Consider the following 17,867-nt stretch of genomic DNA (forward strand, 5'->3'; position numbering starts at 1 on the left):
GGTTGATCATGAAGTTGTTGCCCGCCGGGTCGGCGTGTCGCCGCAACAACTTCATGATCAACGGAGGCCGGTGGTCAGGGCAGCACGACGGGGGGTTCGGCCAGGCGGGGGGTCAGGGGGCCCTTCGGGGTCAGCCAGCTTGCGGTGGGGGACTGGTCGGGGTTGACCTGCCAGTCGCGAGAGACCCGGTCGACCGCGATCGGGTAGATGGTGAGCGTGCCGTCGGGGTCGATGCGCAGCCGCAGGAACGCCTTGGAGTCCTCGATGCCCTGACCGGCGAAGAGTTCGTTGACGTTCACCCCGAACGAGCCCGCCACCAACAGGTACGCCGCCACCAGCTGGCTGGCCACCAGCCCGCTCACCGGGCCGTAGAGCACCGCCGCGGCGACCGCCGGCAGCGGCCACGGCCAGTCGTAGAACGGCAGCGCCAACCAGGCCCAGGTGCCGGCGGCGGCCAGCCCGACCTGCGCCAGGCCGTGGCTGACCCCGAGGATCCAGTGCCGCGCGTGTCGTTTGCCGCTCGCGCTGGGCGGCTTGGCGAACAGCGCCGCCGCCAGCACCGTCACGAGCAGCATCATCACCAGCGGGACGCTGAACAACCGCTGGTCGCTGGTGTCCGCCCAGTTCGCGACCACGCCCGCCATGGCCAGCATCAGCAGCGTGTGCAGGGTGCCGAGCAGCGTGGTGAAACCGGGGTTGCGGAACGGCAGCCGGGGGAAGATGCCCCAGCCGTAGCGGCGGGAGCGGGCCGCGTCGGGATAGCGGGCCACCAGGTCGTACGGCTGGGCGCGGCTGGCCCGCCGGGCCAGGGTGTCCCGCGGTGGCACCTCGAGGCGCTCCGGCAGCTTGTGGGTCGGGTAGAGGTACGCCCCACCGCCGCCACAGGTGATCAACTGCCGGTCCGGCCCCGCGTAGCGGGCGTAGTGGTGCAGGTCGCCGGAGAGCAGCAGCCGAACCTTCGCCCCGGTCGGGTCGATGATCGTCCGGATGAAGTAGTCGACCGAGTCGTACGCCGTCGGATGGTCGGCCGCCTTGACCCAGGTGGGCGCCGGGGTCGCGATGATCACCTTCGACTCCGGGCCGAGCCGCCGGGCCACCTCGTCGAAGTACGCCAACTGGGGGTCGTCCAGGTACGAGCCGGACTGGTCGTCCACGCCGAGCAGCCACCAGCCGGCAGGCAGCTCCACCGCGAAGTACGACCGTGACTGCCCGGTGCCCCAACCGCCGAAGTGCCGGTCTCGGGAGCGGACGAACAACCGCAGGAAGGCGGTCAGGCCGTCGTACCAGTCGTGGTTGCCGGGCACCGCGAAGAGGGTGGGCCGTTCCGGCGGGGTCCCCGGCAGCGCGGCCTGGTAGGGGCCCTTGCACCGGTCCTCGTACGAGGCGTACGCCGCCGACGGGTACACCTGGTCGCCGCCCATCACCAGCGTCTGCGCGCGGGGCAGCCGGTGCCCGTCCACGGTCAGCTCCGGCTGTGCCAGCAGGTACGCCACGGAGTAGGTGGCGTTGAAGCCGTCACCCAGGTCGGCCACGTAGTCGAGCCACAGCCCACCGTCCGGCCCAGTTTGGCGGAAGACGTCGTCGCCGAACGCGTTCTGCAACTCGCGCTTGTCCAGGTACGCGCCGAAGAGCATCGCCAGCAGCGTCCGGATGCCGGTGCTGATCAGCAGGAACGGGGCCAGCCACGGCACCGGCTTGCGCGGGGTGAACCCCAGCTCCAGCGGGTCGGTGGTGCGCGGCCGGTGGGCGGCCCGCTCCCCGGCCGCCGCGCCGTCGGGACGCGCGTCCGCCGGGGCCGGATCATCGGGGGCGTCGAGGGGGGCGTGATCGTCGCTCACCCGCCGCAGCGTAGTCCCGAGCGTAATGATCCGCTGTCCGGTAAACGGCCAGATGGCGGCGGTTGTCCGGTTGGTGGCAGCGGGCGGGGAGGGGGTATCCCGCTCGGGCGACGGCCGTGGGGTGCCGTACACTTGACGATCGTTGCCGCCTTAGCTCAGTCGGCTAGAGCGACGCACTCGTAATGCGTAGGTCGACGGTTCGATTCCGTCAGGCGGCTCGGTACAGAAGCCCAGGTCATTGGCCTGGGCTTCGCCGTTTCCCACGGTCGACAACTTCGCCGCCGGACGTGCCAGTCCGCAAATAGTCCGCATCCCGTGCCGCGACCGCCTCGTCCAGCCGGTTGGCGACCGCGTCAAGGCGGCCCGCAAGCGGGCCGCGCCGGCCCGGCCCCGGCCTGCTGGCGACCTCCGGCCGGCATCGGCCGGGCCGGCCGGCCACGCTGGCGGACGGAATCAAGGGGCATGAAGGGCTGAGGCGGGACGATCGCGATCGGGTTTGCTCCCCGTCCACGTTGGGGCGATCGGCTGCCGCGCAGCAGAGCTGCTTGCCTCCGGACTGTCGTTGGCACTGGCTGCGGCTCGATGACGACGAGGACCAGGACGTGACCCATCCCCCGGAGTGCCCGATCCTCTACGCCACCCGACCGGGTTCAAGGGCGCTGCGCGTCGGCACGCCGATGGCCTACGGCCACCCTTGACCCCGAGCGGGCGCCGCAGTCCTTGGCACCTATCAGGGGGATGGGGGGAGACTGGCGGCCATCGCCTCGCGAACTGCGCGCTCGTACTGGTTCCGACGGAACAGGAATGGACCGAAATCCCCGTAGTCGCGCTGGGGGCGGTAGGGCTGGGAGAAGCCGCGCCACATCACCGAGTCCTCGGTAGTGATCACCTGGGCTTCCAGAGGCCAGCAGCCGACGTCACCGCAGTCGCAACCGAGGAGGGCGATTACGCCTTTCCGGGACCGGTAGGCGGAGTCCGATCGTCCGGTGAGGTAGGCAGCCAGGTCACCGATGTTGAAGTGATCGAGAACGATCCCGGCATACTCGCCGGGCACGTCGTGGCCAGCGGCGTGCTCGAAGCCCGAGACCAGGTCCACCATGCTCACATTGTCGACGTATGGCAACAACTCGCGTGCCGGGTCGGGACCCTGGCCCCACGGACGGATCTCGAAGCGAACCTTGCGAGTCAGCGGCTGCGTTGGCACAAGGCCAAGTCTGCCGCAGGCCCGTGTCGCCGGGCACCACAAGGGGCTACCGGGCCGGACGGTCTGCGCCTGCCCGACGAGGAGATCCGCTTCAGCGCTTGGCCTTGGTCTGTTACGCGTCAGCCCACCGTGCTTATGCGTGAACACTTGCTGAGAGCATCGCGCTCCCAGTCGCTACCTACGAGAGCGACGGGGTAGCTGACCTTTCTGCCCTGCTTGTCATCGGTCTCGACTGATAGCCCTAGCGGCAGCGGCTCTCGCTGGAGGCGTGCGACCGAGCACTCGAACCACAGCTCGACCGCGAGCTGACCGGTGCTGCCAGGGGGTAACAGCCGGGGCGATCCGATGCTGTGTATTACGACGCCCGGCCTCTCTGCATGAACCCCACGAACGGTGATCGGCCTGGGGCCGGCGTTGGCCAACGCCAAATACCCGGACAGTCGGACGGAGCCCTCGGAGGCTGCGCTTCCAGAGTCGTCCGATTGAGGGAAGGCCACGAGTGCGACCACGGCGTTCCGCTCCCGCTGATCACGCGAGTCTCGCAGTTGGCTGACACCGAAGCCGCCAAGCACAACGCCGACCACGAAGGCGGCGACGAGCCGCAGGGGCACCTTCTGTCTGACCACGAGGCGGTCATGGGCGGGGGTAGCCGATTTCGCCGACTGGTGATTGTGCTCGTCCAGGTCGATCACTGCACGCTCCGCAACATGGGCGTCAGCCTAGGGTCTCTTCACACCAGCAGGTCGCCCGCCGTAGAGCCGCCCGTACAGCCAAGGCCATCCGCAGACGCCGACCAAGCCCGACAACGACGGACAGGCTGACCAGGCGTGCAAAGCCGGACCAGCCACCCCTGATGTTCTTCTAGGTCGACGGGTCGATTCCGTCAGGCGGCTCGGTACAGAAGCCCAGGTCATTGGCCTGGGCTTCGCCGTTTCCCACGGTCGACAACCTCGCCGCCGGCTGTGCCGGTCCGCGATGGTCGCGCCCAGCTCGTCGATGAGGGAACCGCGGCACCGACGGCCGCTGGTGGTTCTTCGGCGTGCCCTCCACCAGCTCCCCGCCAACCTCCGCGAACGCCACCGCCACCGCGGCAGATTCAGCCACGAATTGATCCACCATGTAACGATCATGACCCGGGTAACCGCTTGGTCCGGTGAAGCGACGATCCTGTCGCCCGCCCGGGAGTTGGCCCGACAGGGGTCGCCGGGCGTCACGGGGACGACGACCGAAGGGAGACCGCGAGTGCGGTTTCGTACAGTGACCGGTTCAGTGCTGGCATCGATGATCGCCATGGCGGGCGCGCTCGTTGTGGCGGGCCCCGCCTCAGCCGCGGGGATCACCGGGGACACGGCCACGCCGCTTCCGCTTTCCACGTATGCCGACATGCAGGTGAACGCGGCGCGCAACGAGGTGTACCTCGCCGGCGGTGACCGGATCGTCGTGACCGACCAGAACGGCAGCGTCCTGCGGACCATCGACGGACAGACCCGCGTCTCGGGGCTCGCCCTCAGCGCGGACGGCACCCGCCTCTACGCCGCGCTCAACGGCGCGAACGCGATCGCCGTCCACGACCTCAAGAAGCGGCGGGAACTCAAGCGGTACGCCACCGGCGCCGCCTGCCCGGGCGACCTGGCGCTCGCCGTCGGCAAGCTCTGGTTCAGCGCCGGCTGCTCGCAGAACTTCGGCGGCAGCGTCAGCGCCCTGGACCTGACCACCGGAGCGATCACCACTCACGTGACCTGGCTGCCGACTGTCCAGGGTGTGCCTCTGCTTGCGGTCTCCGAGCGGGAGGGCTGGGGAACCAGGCTCGTCGTCGCGGCCCGCGACCTCAGCATGACCCAGCTGAAGACGTACGACATCACCACCGGCGCACCGGATCCGATCTGCTGGGGGCCGGGCCCCTGCGCGATCGACGTGCCAGACATCGTGCAGGACATGGCGGTCACCGCGGACGGCGCGAACCTGGTGACCGCCGAAGGCGCGCAGTTCCACACCCTCAGGTCGGTCGTCGGCCTGTCGGTCCAGCGCACCTACCCGAGCGGCGCATACCCCACCGCCGTGGGCGTGGCCACCGCCGGTCAGCTCGCGCTCGGCTCGGACAGCCCCAACGCGGACGGCACCGACCTGTTCGGCTACGAGGTGACCGGCGACCAGCCGACCTGGACGTACGAGTTCGGGGTGCGGGAGACCGCCACCAACGACCTCGCGCCGCGCGGCCTGGCCTGGGGCGCCGCTGACACGCGGCTGTACGCGGTCGTGACCCACAACGACGGCACGTCCCCGGTGCTGCGCACTCTCGTCCCCGCGCTGTGAGCGCACGCCGCGCAGCGGCGATCTGACGTGGCCCGGCCGGGTGTGCACGCACCCGGCCGGGCCCGCGCGCTCACGATCCCCACGGATCCCAACGATCGGCGGTGGTGGATTCCGAGGATCGCCGGGCGGAGTTCGGCGACTCCGGCTTCACCGTCGATGACGACACCCTGGTGCTGACCCAGCGCTTCCGACTGGTGCACGTCGTCTGAGCGGCTAGGGCTGGCGGCGCCCGAAGATTATCCCCCCGAGCCGACTCTCGGCCGAGGTGAGCGTCATCTCCGCCTCGACCGTGAATCCGCCCTCGCGCAGCCAGGCCGCCACCTGTGCGGGCTGGCGACGGTGGACGTGAACCTTCATCGGGTGGCCGCCGTAGCCCTGCGTCTTGAGTGTGGTCTCGTCCCCCACGTGGAAGCTGAGCAGCAGCGGGCAGCCGGGCCGCAACACCCGCCGGAAGTGCGCGACCACCGAGCCGACCTGGTCGTCGGGGATGTGGATCAGGGAATACCAGGCGACCAGGCCGGCGACCGATGCCTCGGCCAGGTCGAGGTCGGTCATGGAGCCCACCTCGAACCGCAGACCGGGGTGGTCGCGCCGAGCCACGTCGATCATTCCCGGCGACAGATCGATCCCGAAGGCGTCGACGCCGAGCCCGTGCAGGTGAGCGGTGATTCGTCCCGGTCCGCAGCCCACGTCCGCGACCGGCCCCCCACCGGCCGCCCGAACGAGGTCGGCGAACAGGGCGAGCATCGCTCGTTCGTAGGGCGTTTCAGCCAGGAAGTTGCGCAACAGGTCCGCATAGCTGGCGGCGACAGTGTCGTAGGAGGTGCGGGTGTCCGCCAACCAGCCGTCAACGCTCATGGCGGCAACGCTAGATCAGGGGGCGCTCCCTTCGGGATGCCGGTCCGGATCGAAGCCCAGATCGCCCAGGGCGGCACGCCCGTCTACCAGCGAGGAGCGCCCGGCCGGTCGTCACGAGGACCGCGCCGGCCGGGCCGCCCCCCGGTCAGACCTGCGGGATCACCAGCAGGCCCCGGTTGTAGTCGGCGAGGATGACGTCCGGGCGGCCGTCGCCGGTCACGTCCCCGGCCGCCATGGCACGGTGGTCCCGGCTGCCGGGCGCCGGAATGTCGGTGAACCGGTCGATGCCGAACCAGCCCTCGGGACGCTGCCGCATCAGGCTGATGGTCTCCCACCCGGCGTGCAGGGTCATCGCGTCGCGCCGGCCGTCGCCGTCGAAGTCGTGCAGCAGGATCTGCGCCGGGATGTCGTACAGCGGGTAGACCAGCGGGGCGGCGAACCCACCGCCGGCCGTCTGCGCGTACAGCGACATGCGGGACGTCGGCCGGTTGCCGCCGGAGGTGACGGCGATGTCGTCGCGGCCATCGCCCGTGGCGTCGGCGACCGCAATGGCGTTCACATCGAGGTACCCGTCACCGGCCAGGTCGGCCCGCCAGCCGGGCTGGTAGCCGCCGTCGGCGGTCTGCGGGTACACGGCCACGCTCCACGGGCCCTCCCGGCTGATCACGTCCGGGCGATCGTCGCCCGTGACCTCGCCGACCTCGATCTGCTTGCTCACCACCGCTGCGACCGGCACCGCCGAGCCGAACGTGCGGTCCGCCCGCCCGTGGACCACGGCGACGCCGGTGAGCCCGGCGACCACCAGGTCCGCCCGGGAGTCACCGTCCATGTCGGCCAACCGCACGTCACCGGTGCGGGAGTCCCCGCCTCCGGCCACCGGCACCGGCACCGGACCGGTGAGGGTGCCCGCGTCGGAGAAGAAGACGTCCACTCCGGTACGGGTGGTGACCGCGACGTCGGTCGCGCCGTCGCCGTCGACGTCCCCGCTGGCGATCCGCATGGTGGACGCCGGGGCGCCGTTGGTGGTCAGCAGGCGTGGCTCGGCGAGGGTGCCGTCGGGCTGCTGGGCGAAGACCCAGAGCCGGAAGTCGGTCTCCGGAGCGCCGCTGCCGAACACCTGGGTGGTCATCAGCGCGTCGGCCCGGCCGTCCCCGGTCACGTCCGCGATCTCGGTCGCCGTCGGCCAGGACTGCAGCCCGACCTGGTGCACCTGGAGCCCGCCGAACGTGGCCGGCTCGGCCAGCCGGGGCACCACGGTCTGCGTCACCGGCGCGGATCCGCTGGAGCCCAGTCCGGCACTGGCGTCTCCGGAGTAGTCGCCGCCGATCCGGCCGGCCTCGGCCGCCCACTGCCGCTCCGCCAGCCCGTCGGAGACCGACTGGCTGCCGATCCGGACGCTGTCGCGGTAGAAGGTGACCTCTCCGAAGACCCGTATCCCGCTGGTGGTGGTGACCCGGGCGGTCAGCAGGGTCCACTGCCCCATCTCGGTGGTCGACGGGCTGAGGCGCAGGGTGACCGTCGTCGGCCTGCCGGTGAGCACGGGAATGGGCCGGGACAGGCCGCTGGAGGCGCCGTCAGTGGCCCGGATCCAGTAGGTGTAGCCGGTGGCGTCGGCGACCGTCGGGTCGACGAAGGAGAGGGCGGTCGTGGTGCCCACCACCTGCGCGCCGGAGCCGTCCGGTGCCGCCCGGCGGATCTCGTACCCGCTCGCGCCGGCGACCGGCCCCCAGCCCAGCTCGACCCGGTCGGGGTACGCGGTGTGCCGCAGGTCGACCGGCGACGCCAGGCTGGCGGGAAGCACCGCCGGGAGCGAGTTGCCGGAGACCTTGCCGCCACTACGGCTGCGTACCACGTACCGGTAGCTGGTGCCGACCCCGACCTTGTCGTCACGCCACTCGACCTGGTTAGTGGTGCCCAGCACCGCGTACGCGCCACTCGGGCCGGTCGCCCGGAGCACCTCGTAGGTGACGGTCGCGCCAGCACTCTGCCAGCTCACCCGGGCCTGGCCGGTACCCACCCACTCGGCGGTCACCCCGGCCGGTGGCCGCAGCGGCCCCGCCACCGCCGGCACGCCGGTCAGCAGGATCAGCAGCACCGCCGGAAGACCGGCGGACAGCAGTCGTCGTAACACCGTCATTGCGCTCCCCGTGTCCGGTGGCGCGCGGCGGCTCCCGCGCCGTGGGCGGGGCGGCGCGCCACTTCCACGCCCTTCAGCGCCACCGGCCGCGGGCCCGTTAGAAGTCGCGGGAGCTACCGGGGTCGCCCGTGCCCGGGCCGGAAGGAGACGGCACCGCGGGTCCGATGACTTTCGCTGCCACGTCCCGTCCATCCTGAGGACAAGCCTTCGACCGACACCTTGGAGCCGAACCCATGACCTTCGCCCCCGTGATCGTCAGTCTGCCCATCGCCGACCGCGCGACCTCGCACCGCTTCTACCGGGACGGCCTCGGCCTGGAGACGGTGGGAGAGTTGGCCGACGACGGCCTCCCGGAGCCGTTGCAGTTCGTCGTCAACGACGGCCTGCGGCTGATGCTCATCCCGACCGGCGGGTTCGGGTGGGTGATCGGCGGGCACGAGGTCGCCGCGCGGGGGCAGAGCGAGTGCGTGCTCAGCCTCAGCGTCGCCTCTCCCAGCGACGCGGACGCGATCGTCGACCGGGCGCGCGCCGCCGGCGCGGACGTGGTCACCGAGCCGGCCGCGCAACCCTGGGGGTACGTGGGCGCGTTCGCCGACCCGGACGGTCACCTGTGGATGGTGCACGCCGAGCCGACGTCCTGAAACCGTCGGTGGGGGCGGATACCGTCCGGTCGTGACCGTGACCACCAACGCCACCGGTACGTTGCCCACCCCCGCCGACGAGGCCCGCTTCTGGGCGCTGATCGAGTCGGCGTGGGCCGGGCTCGGCGCGGAGGCTCTGGCGCTGCGCCGGGCCCTCGTCGAGCGCGGTCCCGACGGCGAGGGCGACGACGACGCGGAGTCGTACGCCATCGACGCCTGGCTGGGCCCCTTCCTTGACCGGCTGGGTGGCCTCGCCGCCGAGCTGTCCGCTCAGGAGTTGACCGACCTCGACCGGGTGGTGGAGCGCAAGCTGCACGACATCGACCGGGAGGACATCCACGAGGTCACCGACGGCTCGGACGACGGCTTCCTCTACTGCCGGGGTTTCATCGTCGCCCTCGGCCGGGACTACTACGAGGCGGTCCGCGCCGACCCCGCCCTCGCCCTGCCCGACGCGGAGTGCGAGAGCATCTGCTACTTCTTCGCCCACCTGCACAACGACCGGTTCGGTGCCTGGCCGGAGACCGGCTCCGGCATCTCCCGCGAGTCGTTCGGCAATCCGGCGGGTTGGTCGGCCGACCAGGATCAGGCGTAGATGGTCCGGACGTAGTCGGGGCCGTAGTGCCGTTCCAGGTCCTCCAGGCTCTCCACCGGCGCCTCGACCTCCTTGATGAGGCGAGCCCGGGACGGCAGCGCCTCCGGCTGCCAGGTCTCCGGCTGCCACAGTGCGGACCGCAGGAACGCCTTGGCGCAGTGGTAGAAGATCTGCTCGATCTCGACCACCACGGCGAGCACCGGCCGGTGCCCCTTGACCACCATGTCGTCGAACCAGGGCGCGTCCCGCACGAGCCGGGCCCGCCCGTTGATCCGCAGCGTGTCGGTCCGCCCGGGGATCATGAAGAGCAACCCGACGTGCGGGTTGTCCAGGATGTTGCGGTAGCCGTCCGCCCGCTTGTTGCCCGGGCGCTCCGGCAGTGCGATGGTCGTGTCGTCCAGCACCAGGGCGAACCCGGCCGGGTCTCCCTTGGGCGAGACGTCGCAGGTGCCGTCCGCGCCGGCCGTGGCCACCAGGCAGAACGGCGAGGCGCCCAGCCACTGGCGGTCCCGCTCGTGCAGGTGGGGGCGCTCCTTGTTGGCGGCCCGCGCGTTCGGCACGCCGAGCAGCTCGCGCAGCTCCTCGTGCGAGGTGATCTCCACCGTCACGTCATCCTCCCCCGGCCGTTGACCCGGGTGGCGGGCGCCACCGTCCGACGGCCTCGCCCGCCAGCCTAGGCCGCGCGCCAGCGTGAGGTTTGCCCCCGGCGGCCGGGGGTACGGCCTCACCCGACGCGCCCGCAGCACGACCGTCACGCAGCGCCGACCAGTGGAGGCCGGGAGATGGAGAGCCGACTCAAGGTGCTGGGTCACCCAGTGCATCCGATGCTGGTCATGTTCCCGGTCGCGTTGCTGGTCACCGCGGTGCTGTTCGACGTGATCGACACCGTCGGGGGTCCGGACTTCCTCGGTGAGGTCGCGTACTGGAACATCACCGTCGGTCTGATCGGCGGCCTGCTCGCCGCGGCGGCCGGGTCGTTCGACCTGCTGGCGATCCCGACCGGCACGCGCGCCAAGCGGGTCGGCCTGCTGCACGCGGGCGCCAACGTCGCGGTGATCCTGCTCTTCGCCGCCGTCTGGGCGGTACGGCTCAACGCGGACTCCCGCGCCGCCGGCGGCGCGCTGATCGCCATCGAGGTGGTGGCGGTGGCCATCCTCGGCATCAGCGCCTGGCTCGGCGGGGAGCTGGTCGACCGGCTCGGCGTGGGCGTCGACCGGGAAGCCAATCTGGACGCGCCCAGTTCCCTGCGGCCACCCGCGGCCACCAAGCGGATCGGAGACGTGCGATGAGCGAGCAGCAGACCGGGGGCTTCGGCCGGGGGTGGCGGGGACGGCAGCAGGGCTGGGATCCGATGGGTGAGCTCCAGTCGCTGCGCGCCGAGCTGAGCCGGCTGGTCGGTGGCCGGGCCGGGTCGTCCGACGTCGAGCTGACCGAGACCGCGGAGGGCTGGGAGGTCGTCGTCCGGCTGCCCGGGGTGGCGCCGGAGGAGGTGGCGGTCGAGCTGGACGACCGGGAGCTGTGCGTACGGGCCCGATCCGAGGCGGAGGTCAACGCCGACCAGGGCATCCCCGGTGGCTTCGAGACCCGCGGCTTCGAGTACCGGATCGACCTGCCGTCCCGGGTCGACCCGGAGGGCATCGACGCGGTGATGGACCACGGCCTGCTCCGGGTCCGGCTCCCCAGGGCGGCCCGACCGAGGCCGCGCACCATCACCGTCGGCCGCACCGGGCCGCGCTCCGGCGACGTCGCAGGTGGTACGCGGATGCCGGCCGATCCCGCCGCGGACCGGGAGCTGCACCGCCCGGACACCGTCGGCGAGATCGACCGTCCGTAGCGGGACTGCGTGGTCACCCCGTCCCTGCTCGGCCCGACGGCCGGGTTCGTCCCCGACGTGCGGCGGATCGCGGTGCTGCGTGCCAACGCGCTCGGCGACTTCATCTTCGCCCTTCCGGCGCTGGACGCGCTGCGTGCCGCGTACCCGGAGGCGGAGATCGTGCTGCTCGGCGCGCCGTGGCACGCGAAGCTCTGGCGCGACCGGCCCGGCCCGGTGGACCGGGTGCTGGTGGTGCCGCCGGCGCCCGGCATCCGCGACCCGGGCCCGGGTGAGGCGGAGTCGGCGATGGACGACTTCGTGGCGGCGGCCACCGGCGAGGGTTTCGACCTGGCGGTGCAGATCCACGGCGGGGGCGCCAACTCCAACCCGCTGGTCAGCCGCCTCGGCGCCCGGGTCACCGTCGGGCTGCGCGCCGAGGACGCGCCGCCGCTCGACCGGTGGATCCGCTACGTCTACTACCAGCACGAGGTGATCCGCTACCTGGAGGCGGTGGCCCTGGTGGGCGCACCGGCAACCACCATCGTGCCGGCGCTGGCGGTGACCGACGCCGACCGGGCCGAGGCAGCCCAGGTGCTCGGCCCGGTGGGCAGACCCCGGGTGGCGCTGCATCCGGGCGCGACCGACACCCGTCGCCGCTGGCCGGCGGAGCGGTTCGCCGAGGTGGCCCGCGAGCTGCACGGCGACGGGTACGAGGTGCTGGTCACCGGTACGCCCACCGAGCGGGAGGTGGTGGACCGGGTGGTCGCGGCGGCGGGGGTGCCGGTCCGGCCGCAGGTGGGCACGCTCAGCCTGGGCGGGTTGGCCGGTTGCTACGCCGACTGCGCCCTGGTCGTCTCCAACGACACCGGCCCGCTGCACCTGGCCGCCGCGGTGGGCACGCCGACGGTCGGCATCTACTGGGTCGGCAACCTGATCAACACGGCCAACCAACTGCGCGGCCGGCACCGGCCGATCTGCTCCTGGATTGTGCACTGCCCGGTCTGCGGGGTGGACTGCACACCCGGCATCTACCCGCACCGACCCGGGGACGGCGAGTGCCCGCACCGGGATTCCTTCGTCAGCGACGTGCCGACGATCGAGGTGCTGGAGGCCGCCCGGGAGCTGCTCCGGACGTGAGGGCAGTCGTCGGACCTCACGCCGGCTGAGGGGTGTCCTCGTCGGCGAGTACGACCTCCCACGCCTCGACGTCCCGGTCGGTGACCGTGGTGGGGGACTCCAGGTGGTAGGCGCCGCTGGGCAGGATGCCGGCCCCGCCGTACCGGGCCAGCACCGAGAGCTGGGCGGCCACGTCCTCGCCCTGGTGGTTCTCCTGCACCCGCCGCCAGAAGTCGAAGCCGCCGGAGTCGACGAGCTTGGCCCGGTCGTAGAGCACGCACCCACCGATCCATGACACCTTGTACGCGCGCCACGCGCCCGGCGGCAGCGCCAGCTCTCCGGTGACGTGCAGCAGGTTGGCCGCCGAGTGGATCCGGGCCCGGTTCCACTCCGGGGTGCCCGGCCGGATCCGCTCCGGTGTGGGCCGGCCGATCCATTCCTCGTAGTGCCCGTGCGTCTCCGGTCGCACGTCGTCGGTGTACGAGAGCCCGTGCACGCCGTTGCCGACGAACCCGCAGCCCAGCTCCCCGAGCGCGGTGACCAGTCGATGCAGCGCCCCCGGCTCCAGCCAGACGTCGTCGTCGAGGGTGAGCACGTACCGGGCGGCCGAGGCGGCCAGCAGGTACGCCCGGTGCTCGGCCAGCCCGCGCCGGGGCAGCCGGCGGGTCAGCAGCACCGGGTGGCCCCGGTGGCGCAGCGCCCGGACCATGGTGGCCGCGGCGGGGTGGGCGTACGCGGGCTCCCCGTCGGACTGGTCGCTGACCACCACCCCGAAGCCGGGCACCCCGTCCTGAGCGGCGAGCCCGGCCAGCGTGACCGCCAGCTCGGCGGGCCGGTTGCGGGTCGGGATCAGCACGTCGACCAGCCGCTCGGTACGGAACGCCTCCGGCGTGTCGAGGTCGAGTGGACGGTTCACGACGCCCGGGTAGGGGTGCTGAGTGACGGGTCATGCCCGTGCGACGACGGGTCGGGCTCCCGGTCCTGACCGTGGGACCGGATCCGTTCGATGATCGCGGAGGTGGACCGGTCCGGCACGTACCCCAGGGTGCGCACCTGGCCGCCCAGCCGGCGCACCAGCGGCGCCTCGGGCACCAGCTCCGGCGGGTAGTCGCCGCCCTTGACGTAGATGTCCGGCCGGACCGCCTCGATGAGCGCGGCGGGGGAGTCCTCCTCGAAGATCACGACGTGGTCCACGCAGGACAGCGCGGCGAGCAGGGCGCCCCGGTCCTCGACCGGGTTGACCGGCCGGTCCGGGCCCTTCAGCCGGCGTACGCTGCCGTCCGAGTTGACCGCCACGATGAGCAGGTCGCCGAGGGCGCGGGCCTGCTCCAGGTAGCGCACGTGCCCGCGGTGCAGCACGTCGAAGCAGCCGTTGGTGAACACCACGGACCGTCCGGCGTCGCGATACTCGGCGACGATCGCGTCCAGCTCGTCGGTGCCGACCAGCACCGGGTGCCCGGCGGCCTCCGGCGCCAGGCCGAGGGCGGTGAGCAGGTCCTCCCGCCGACACACGCAGGTGCCGGTGTCCGAGACGGTGATGGTGGCCGCCAGTTGGGCGAGCTGGGCGGCGGTGGGCAGCGGCGCGTCGGCGGCCAGGGCCAGCGTCATCGCCGCGAGGTACGCGTCACCGGCGCCCACGGCGTGGCTCGCCGGGACGGGGGTGCTGTGGCTGCGCCGTCGCTCCCCGTCGGCGCCGCCGACCACCGCGCCGTCGGTGTCCAGGGTCACCGCGACCACGTCGGCCCCGGTGTGCGCGCGTAGCTCGGCAAGACGCGCCTCGGCCAGGACGGCGCGGTCGGCGCCCTGGCCGGCCTCGGTGTTCACGGTCACGCCGGTGCCGGTGACGCTGAGCCCGTCGCCGGTCAGGGCCACCTGGCCCTCGCTCAGCGTCGGCTCGCCCACCGGCCCCGGGCGGCCGGGCGGCGTCGGGTCCGGGATGGTCTCGGTGTCGACGGCGTCGGCCCGGGCCCCACCAGGGGCGGCGCCCACGGTCAGCTCGGACGGCCCGTCGGCCGGGTCGCTGTCGGGGTGTTCCAGGTGCAGTTCGGTGCCGGCCGCCGGGCGGGTCGCGCCGCCGGCCCGCGCCAGCAACCGGGTCGCCTCGGCGAAGCTGGGCGTGACCACGGTCGGCGCGAGCCCCCGCCAGTCGGCCAGGTCATGGGCGTCCAGCGCCACCGTGGCGTAGCGCTCCCGCTGCTCGACGAGCCAGGCGCGCACCGGCGCGGGCAGGGCGCCCAGCCCGTAGTCGCAGACCACCAGGGTCGGCGCCTCCCCGCCGGCGGCGGCGCGCAGCTCCTCGGTGGCACAGTCCAGCGCGGTGAGCAGCCGGGTCACCCCGTCGGGGGCGAGCGTGTCGTCCGGGTCGCCGGAGTCCTCCCGGAGCAGGATCTGGTTTCCGGCCAGCATCCGCCGCTTCACCGGGGTGGGCCGCCCGGGCTGGTTGACCGTACGGTCCCAGACGCCGGCGCGGTCCAGACAGTCGTGCAGTTCGTCGCCGGCGACGTCGGCGCCGACCGGTGCCACCAGCACCGCCCGTCCACCGAGGGCGGCGACGTTGACGGCGGTGTTGGCAGCCCCGCCGGCGGCGGAGATCCGCCGTCGCAGGGTGAGGACCGGGGCGGGCGCCTCCCGGCAGAGCCGGTCGGAGTCGGCGAACCGCCATTCGTCCAACATGGCGTCGCCGATGATCAGGACGGGGCGTCCCAGCCAGCTCTCCACGACGGTGGCGAGCCTGCGGTGTTCCGCTGCTGCTCCTGCCATGCCTCCCCGGGTCCCCAGCGGCCCCGGGGTCAAACCTCCGTGGTGATCCACGGCAGTGGCGGAGAGACGCGGTCGTGCGGCTCCCCGCGGAGAAGGCGACCTTCCTGCCGAGGGTGGGCGTTTTGGGGGTCGGCGTCCGGGAAGGGAGTTGAGGTACCCCTCGGAGAGGAGATGCATCGAGATGACAGCGACGACACTTCAGGGCAGGCGGATCGCCTTCCTGGCTGCCGACGGCGTCGAGGAGGTCGAGTACGTCCAGCCGCGCGAGGCGGTGGAGAGCGCCGGCGCGACGGTCGAACTGGTCTCCCTCAAGCCCGGCTCCATCCAGTCCTTCAACCACCTGGACCAGAGCAGGACGTACGACGTGGATGTCACCGCGGACAAGGCGGACGCCGACGGCTACGACGCGCTGGTGCTGCCCGGCGGGGTGGCGAACCCGGACTTCCTGCGTACCGACCCGGATGCGGTGCGGTTCGTGCGGGCGTTCTTCGACGCGGGCAAGCCGGTCGGCGTGATCTGTCACGGCCCGTGGACGCTGATCGAGGCGGACGTGGTGCGCGGCCGGCGGATCACCTCCTGGCCCAGCCTGCGCACCGACCTGACCAACGCCGGCGCCACCTGGGTGGACGAGGAGTGTGTGACCGACGGCAACCTGACCAGCAGCCGCAAACCCGACGACCTTCCCGCCTTTTGCCAGAGAATCACCCAGACCTTCGCCGCCTGACCCCGCGGACCCTCCCGGCTTGATCAGCGTGACGCGCGCCCGCGCCGCCGTGATCAAGCCGGGAGGGCTGGGACGGTTTTTCCCGGTTCGGCGCATGTTCCGCGTCGGTCGGGAAAGAAGGCCCCATGACCACCGAAGCCTCCGCCGCCCCGGTGCTGAATCGCCAACAGATCCGGCTGCTCATGTTCGGCCTGATGACCGGCATGCTGCTGGCAGCCCTCGACCAGACGATCGTCGGCACGGCCCTGCCGACGATCGTCGGGGAGCTGGGCGGGATCAACCACTACTCGTGGGTGGTCACCGCGTACCTGCTCGCCTCGACCGCGTCGACGCCCCTGTACGGCAAGATGGCCGACCTGTACGGGCGCCGCCCGGTCTTCCTCTTCTCGATCGGCACGTTCCTGGTCGGGTCGTTGCTGGCTGGTCTGTCGCAGAACATGACCCAGTTGATCATCACCCGGGGCATCCAGGGCCTCGGCGCGGGTGGCCTGTTGACGTTGGCGTTCACCATCATCTCGGACGTCGTCTCACCTCGGGAGCGCGGTCGCTACCAGGGGCTGTTCGGCGCCGTCTTCGGGATCTCGTCGGTGGCCGGCCCGCTGGTCGGTGGTTATTTCGCGGAGACCGACTGGCGGTGGATCTTCTACATCAACGTGCCGCTGGCGATCCTGGCCATCATCGTCTGCTACCACGTGATGCGGCTGATCCCGTTCGAGCGCCGGGATCACGCGATCGACTGGCTCGGCGCCGGTCTGCTGGTCGCCGGGGTGAGCTGCCTGCTGCTCGCGTTGAGCTGGGGCGGCAACGAGTACCGCTGGGGCTCCGGCCTGATCATCGGCCTCTTCGTCGCCGGCGCGGTGCTCGCCGTGCTCTTCGTGCTCCAGGAGGCCCGGGTCGCCGAGCCCATCCTGCCGCTGCGGCTGTTCCGCAGCGCCACCTTCGCGCTGGCGAACGCGGGCGGCTTCGTGCTCGGCCTGGTCATGTTCGGGTCGATCATCTTCATCCCGCTGTACCTGCAGATCGTCAAGGGCGCCTCGCCGACCCGCAGCGGTCTGCTGATGCTGCCGATGATGGCCGGCATCATCGTCACCTCGATCCTCACCGGCCGGGCGATGAGCCGGATCGGCCGGTACAAGTGGTTCCCGGTCGCCGGCTCGGCGATCCTGCTGGTCGGCATGCTGCTGTTCACCCAACTGGAGGTGGGCACCTCGCTCTGGATCGCCTTCGGTTTCATGGTGGTGATCGGCGTCGGCCTGGGCCTGTGCATGCAGTCGCTGGTCCTCGCGGTGCAGAACGCGGTCTCCGTACGCGACCTGGGCGCCGGCACCTCCTCGGCGACCTTCTTCCGGTCGCTCGGCGGTTCGTTCGGCGTGGCGATCCTCGGCGCGGTGCTCTCCTCCCGGCTCACCGGAGGGCTGGCCGACCGGCTGCCCGGCGCGATCGCCCAGCTCCCGCCGCAGCAGCAGGCCGAGGTGGCGGCGAGGGGCGGCGCGAACATCTCGATCAACGACCCGGCAACCATCATGGCCCTGCCCGGGCCGGTGCGGGCGGCGATCCAGAACGCGTTCGTCGACGCGCTGGACATGGTCTTCCTGACCGCCGGCCTGATCGCGATCGTGGCGGTGCTGGTGACCGTGGCGCTGCCGAACCACGAGCTGCGGGGCACCGGTCCGCAGGGCGCCAAGGGCGGCGCCGACCCGCTCGGCGGTGAGGCCCCGGCACCGGGCGGCAAGCCGCTGACCCGCGAGTCCAAGGCGGAGGCGGCGGCCGACATGGAGGCCAAGTCCCAGACGATGATCTGATCGCGTCCACCTCGACCGCCCCGGACCGCTCGGGGCGGTCGGTGGTCAGATGGGGCGGCGGTAGGC

General features: G+C 72.1%; 17 protein-coding genes and 1 tRNA gene. 9 read left to right on the plus strand and 9 right to left on the minus strand.

Annotated features, from left to right (window positions below; genetic code table 11):
• Positions 1-74 precede the first annotated feature (74 nt).
• On the minus strand, positions 75-1,838 hold the full coding sequence (locus tag AB0K07_RS03145; protein WP_363750542.1) for a metallophosphoesterase: 1,764 nt from the start codon (positions 1,836-1,838) through the stop codon (positions 75-77).
• A 144-nt stretch (positions 1,839-1,982) separates the two neighbouring features.
• Here AB0K07_RS03145 and AB0K07_RS03150 point away from each other — a divergent pair.
• Positions 1,983-2,056, plus strand: a tRNA-Thr gene (locus AB0K07_RS03150).
• A 512-nt stretch (positions 2,057-2,568) separates the two neighbouring features.
• Here the strand turns inward: AB0K07_RS03150 and AB0K07_RS03155 are convergent.
• The 3 genes from AB0K07_RS03155 to AB0K07_RS03165 all read right to left on the minus strand — a co-directional run bounded on the left by AB0K07_RS03155 (position 2,569) and on the right by AB0K07_RS03165 (position 4,161).
• Positions 2,569-3,042, minus strand: a complete 474-nt coding sequence (locus AB0K07_RS03155) for a hypothetical protein (RefSeq protein WP_363750543.1) — start codon at positions 3,040-3,042, stop codon at positions 2,569-2,571.
• A gap of 119 nt (positions 3,043-3,161) precedes the next feature.
• Positions 3,162-3,734: a hypothetical protein gene (locus AB0K07_RS03160; RefSeq protein ID WP_363750545.1), complete on the minus strand. Its 573-nt coding sequence runs from the start codon at positions 3,732-3,734 to the stop codon at positions 3,162-3,164.
• A gap of 169 nt (positions 3,735-3,903) precedes the next feature.
• Positions 3,904-4,161, minus strand: a complete 258-nt coding sequence (locus tag AB0K07_RS03165) for a hypothetical protein (RefSeq protein WP_363750546.1) — start codon at positions 4,159-4,161, stop codon at positions 3,904-3,906.
• Between the two features lie 264 nt (positions 4,162-4,425).
• Here AB0K07_RS03165 and AB0K07_RS03170 point away from each other — a divergent pair, with 264 nt between their 5' ends.
• The gene (locus AB0K07_RS03170; RefSeq protein WP_363750548.1) at positions 4,426-5,355 is read left to right on the plus strand and encodes a hypothetical protein; all 930 of its coding nucleotides are present in this window, start codon (positions 4,426-4,428) and stop codon (positions 5,353-5,355) included.
• Between the two features lie 213 nt (positions 5,356-5,568).
• Here AB0K07_RS03170 and AB0K07_RS03175 read toward each other — a convergent pair whose 3' ends face one another.
• Both AB0K07_RS03175 and AB0K07_RS03180 read right to left on the minus strand, forming a co-directional pair.
• Positions 5,569-6,213: a class I SAM-dependent methyltransferase gene (locus AB0K07_RS03175; protein WP_363750549.1), complete on the minus strand. Its 645-nt coding sequence runs from the start codon at positions 6,211-6,213 to the stop codon at positions 5,569-5,571.
• Between the two features lie 145 nt (positions 6,214-6,358).
• The gene (locus AB0K07_RS03180; protein ID WP_363750550.1) at positions 6,359-8,350 is read right to left on the minus strand and encodes a VCBS repeat-containing protein; all 1,992 of its coding nucleotides are present in this window, start codon (positions 8,348-8,350) and stop codon (positions 6,359-6,361) included.
• 233 nt (positions 8,351-8,583) lie between these two features.
• Between AB0K07_RS03180 and AB0K07_RS03185 the strand changes: the two genes are divergently transcribed.
• Positions 8,584-8,991: a VOC family protein gene (locus tag AB0K07_RS03185; protein WP_363750552.1), complete on the plus strand. Its 408-nt coding sequence runs from the start codon at positions 8,584-8,586 to the stop codon at positions 8,989-8,991.
• Between the two features lie 31 nt (positions 8,992-9,022).
• Entirely contained in the window at positions 9,023-9,586 is a 564-nt protein-coding gene (locus tag AB0K07_RS03190) for a DUF4240 domain-containing protein (RefSeq protein WP_363750554.1), read from the plus strand.
• Here AB0K07_RS03190 and AB0K07_RS03195 read toward each other — a convergent pair.
• Positions 9,577-10,194, minus strand: coding sequence for a pyridoxamine 5'-phosphate oxidase family protein (locus tag AB0K07_RS03195; RefSeq protein WP_363750556.1), 618 nt, complete (start codon positions 10,192-10,194; stop codon positions 9,577-9,579). The two genes, AB0K07_RS03190 and AB0K07_RS03195, sit on opposite strands and share 10 nt — an antisense overlap.
• A 174-nt stretch (positions 10,195-10,368) precedes the next feature.
• Here AB0K07_RS03195 and AB0K07_RS03200 point away from each other — a divergent pair, with 174 nt between their 5' ends.
• The 3 genes from AB0K07_RS03200 to AB0K07_RS03210 are packed head-to-tail and all read left to right on the plus strand — an operon-like array spanning position 10,369 to position 12,536.
• Entirely contained in the window at positions 10,369-10,875 is a 507-nt protein-coding gene (locus AB0K07_RS03200; RefSeq protein ID WP_363750558.1) for a DUF2231 domain-containing protein, read from the plus strand.
• A complete protein-coding gene (locus AB0K07_RS03205; RefSeq protein ID WP_363750560.1) occupies positions 10,872-11,420 on the plus strand; it encodes an Hsp20/alpha crystallin family protein in 549 nt (182 codons plus the stop codon). The genes AB0K07_RS03200 and AB0K07_RS03205 overlap by 4 nt, the downstream gene beginning before the upstream one ends.
• A 9-nt stretch (positions 11,421-11,429) precedes the next feature.
• Positions 11,430-12,536: a glycosyltransferase family 9 protein gene (locus tag AB0K07_RS03210; protein WP_363750562.1), complete on the plus strand. Its 1,107-nt coding sequence runs from the start codon at positions 11,430-11,432 to the stop codon at positions 12,534-12,536.
• Between the two features lie 16 nt (positions 12,537-12,552).
• On the opposite strand, the gene AB0K07_RS03215 is transcribed toward AB0K07_RS03210, so the two are convergent.
• Positions 12,553-13,431 carry a glycosyltransferase gene (locus AB0K07_RS03215; RefSeq protein ID WP_363750563.1) on the minus strand — a complete coding sequence of 293 codons (879 nt, stop codon included), beginning with the start codon at positions 13,429-13,431 and terminating at the stop codon, positions 12,553-12,555.
• On the minus strand, positions 13,428-15,275 hold the full coding sequence (gene rfaE2, locus AB0K07_RS03220; protein WP_363750565.1) for a D-glycero-beta-D-manno-heptose 1-phosphate adenylyltransferase: 1,848 nt from the start codon (positions 15,273-15,275) through the stop codon (positions 13,428-13,430). The genes AB0K07_RS03215 and rfaE2 overlap by 4 nt, the downstream gene beginning before the upstream one ends.
• Before the next feature lie 181 nt (positions 15,276-15,456).
• Between rfaE2 and AB0K07_RS03225 the strand changes: the two genes are divergently transcribed.
• Both AB0K07_RS03225 and AB0K07_RS03230 read left to right on the plus strand, forming a co-directional pair.
• Entirely contained in the window at positions 15,457-15,999 is a 543-nt protein-coding gene (locus AB0K07_RS03225; protein WP_363750566.1) for a type 1 glutamine amidotransferase domain-containing protein, read from the plus strand.
• Between the two features lie 125 nt (positions 16,000-16,124).
• Entirely contained in the window at positions 16,125-17,801 is a 1,677-nt protein-coding gene (locus tag AB0K07_RS03230) for an MDR family MFS transporter (RefSeq protein WP_363750568.1), read from the plus strand.
• Positions 17,802-17,867: the final 66 nt, after the last annotated feature.

The sequence above is a fragment of the Micromonospora sp. NPDC049301 genome (assembly GCF_040678715.1).
In the GTDB taxonomy this organism is placed as follows: Bacteria; Actinomycetota; Actinomycetes; order Mycobacteriales; family Micromonosporaceae; genus Micromonospora.